This is a genomic window from Bradyrhizobium sp., from assembly GCF_049691595.1.
Lineage (GTDB): Bacteria > Pseudomonadota > Alphaproteobacteria > Rhizobiales > Xanthobacteraceae > Bradyrhizobium.
The window spans coordinates 1-2,628 of record NZ_JBAVNZ010000419.1 but is presented as its reverse complement, the minus strand read 5'-3'; the positions used below and the strand labels follow the sequence as shown (position 1 = coordinate 2,628).

The following is a 2,628-nucleotide window of genomic DNA, read 5'->3' as shown; positions in this document are numbered from 1 at the left end:
CCTGGAAGGCGCGGAACCGCAACCGCGTCACCAAGGCGGCGGAAGCAGCCGAAGCCGCGGCGCCCGAACTCGCAGCCGCCGCCGCCAGCGCGGCAGCCGAAGAGCCGATCGCCACCGCGCTCAAGATCGACGACCTCAAGATCGAACTCGGCTACGCGCTGCTGCCGCTGGTCAACGGCCCCGACGGCACCGACCGCCTGACCGAGCAGATCAAGGCGCTGCGCCGCTCGCTCGCGGTCGAAATGGGCTTTGTGATGCCGGCGGTGCGCATCCTCGACAATGTGCAGCTCGAGGCCAACACCTACATCATCAAGATCAAGGAAGTGGACGCCGGCACCGGAAAAATCTGGCCGAACCAGTTCATGGTGATGGACCCCGCCGGCAACCAGGTCGGCGTGCCCGGCATTCACACCGTCGAGCCGACGTTTGGGCTACCTGCCACCTGGGTCGATGCCGCCCTGAAAGAGGAAGCCTCCTTGAAGGGCTACACGGTGGTCGATGCCGCGACCGTGCTGTCGACGCATCTGACCGAACTGCTCAAGAACAACATGTCGGACCTGCTCTCCTATGGCGAGGTGCAAAAGCTGCTGAAGGACCTGCCGAAGGAGCAGGGCGAACTGGTCAAGGACATCGTGCCGAGCCAGGTGACGATATCCGGCATCCAGCGCGTGCTGCAACTGCTGCTCGCCGAGCGGGTCTCGATCCGCGATCTCTCGACCATCCTCGAAGGCATCGCCGACGCGCTGGCGTTCTCGCGCAACCCCGCGACCATGGTCGAGCATGTCCGCGCCCGGCTGGCGCGGCAGATCTGCGCGCAGAATACCTCGCATAACGGCTATCTGCCGCTGATCGCGCTGTCGGCGCGATGGGAACAGGCCTTTGCGGAGTCGATCGTCGGCCAGGGCGACGACAGGAGCCTCGCAATGCAGCCGTCAAAACTGTCGGAGTTCATGACCGCGGTGCGCAACAGCTTCGAGCAGGCCGCACGCGAGGGCGAGGCGCCGGTGCTGGTGACGTCGGCTTCGATCCGCCCCTTCGTGCGGTCGCTGGTGGAGCGGTTCCGGTCGCAGACGACCGTGCTGTCGCAGGCCGAAATCCATCCGCGCGCGCGGCTGAAAACGGTCGGCAGCGTCTAGCCGGCCGGGGCAAATCAGTGGCCAAAGCGCAGCGGCTTTTCCGCCACAGGCAACTGATTTGTTGGATTGTGGCGAGCGTGCGACGTTTTGGGTCGGCGAGTGCATCCAAGACATATGATATTGTAATATCTCGATAATTTTACAATTTACCGATCGCCGCGGCTGTTCCAGTCGCGCATGTTCACATCTTTTCACTGCATTGTGATCGCATCTTTGCAACCAGAGGCCCTATTCCTACGTTTCTGGTTGCGTGACGTTGAACCAGCCTGCGGACGATCCCGACCAATCCGTAGAGCAGGAAGGCGTCAGGAGACGTCCATGAACCACTCGATTTACAGCGCGGATCGGACAACCCATCTCAAGATCGTGGTGGTGGCGCTGATCGCGGGTATCCTGGTGACAGGCTTGGGCATCTCCGCGCGCAGTTCCGACGAGGGTTACACCCAGACCGCGCGGGTGATGAAGGCCGGCAAGCCGGTCGTGATCACCAGTTCGAACAATTCACTCGTACGATAGAGGATTTCACGGAATTCACGCGGCCCTTTACAGCCCCCCAAAGTCGCCACGTGGATAATGAAGACCCCAACTACCCCCAAGTTGGACTACCGAAAACGCCCGCCCCCCACGGGCGTTTTCTCTTTTGCGGCGTGCCTCAGCGTGGCGGCGCTGGCGCCGCGGCCGGAACCGTCTCGATCAGCTTGCCGGCGAAGACCGGCGCGGAATGCGGGTTGCCGTCCGGCGATCCGCCGGCCTGCTCGACGGTCACTGCATAGGTCGCGGCGTTGATGATGTCGGCATCGTAGGACGACAGCACTGGCCGCACGGTAAAGTCGCTGCCGCCGATCACGCCGAGCGAGCGCGGTTGCGGCAGCTTGTCGGAGATCAGCCACAGCTCGAAACTCTTGCCGGGCTCGGCGGCAGCGCCGACCTTGCGAACCGTAAAATTCTTGGTGGCGGCGTCCACCGTGAGAATGAACGCGGGCGCCCCGCCGTCCCTCTGCAGCACAGCAACATATTGGGCGGCGGGCGGCGCCGGCGTCGGCGGCGTCCTGACCTCGACCACCTGTACGCGCGGCTTCGGACGAATGCTGTCGGGCAGCAGGTCGGGCTGGTAGACTTGGAGCGCGAGCATCGCGACAAGCGCCGCCGCGGCCGCGGTCGCAAACGACGCCACGTTGCGCCAGCGACGTACCCGGCCCGACAACTCGATGATGTTGCTATTGTCGACGACGGGCGCCGGCGCAACGGCCTCGGGCGCGACAGCCGCCGGCGCTTCCGGCAGCAGCAACGGCGCCTGCGGTTCGGCGTGCCCGATCGCCGTCCTGATGTTCTCCCACACGATCGGCCGCGGCTCGACCGATCCGACCATCTGGTTCAGCACGCCGAGCCGGTGCTCCCACGCCCGGACCACCGCGCTGAATTCCCTGTCGAGGGCCATCATGGTCTCGACCTGCGCGCGCTCGTCGGCATCGAGGGTGCCGAGGGCATACTC

Annotated in this window: 3 protein-coding genes; 2 read left to right on the top strand and 1 reads right to left on the bottom strand. The window is 64.7% G+C overall.

From position 1 onward, the window contains the following. A partial coding sequence (locus WCE35_RS17750) for an FHIPEP family type III secretion protein (RefSeq protein WP_424594635.1) occupies positions 1-1,136 on the top strand: 1,136 nt, incomplete at its 5' end. Between the two features lie 318 nt (positions 1,137-1,454). Then, positions 1,455-1,652: a hypothetical protein gene (locus tag WCE35_RS17745; protein ID WP_424594634.1), complete on the top strand. Its 198-nt coding sequence runs from the start codon at positions 1,455-1,457 to the stop codon at positions 1,650-1,652. A gap of 136 nt (positions 1,653-1,788) precedes the next feature. On the opposite strand, the gene WCE35_RS17740 is transcribed toward WCE35_RS17745, so the two are convergent. Further along, on the bottom strand, positions 1,789-2,628 hold an 840-nt coding region (locus tag WCE35_RS17740; protein ID WP_424594633.1), incomplete at its 5' end, for an anti-sigma factor.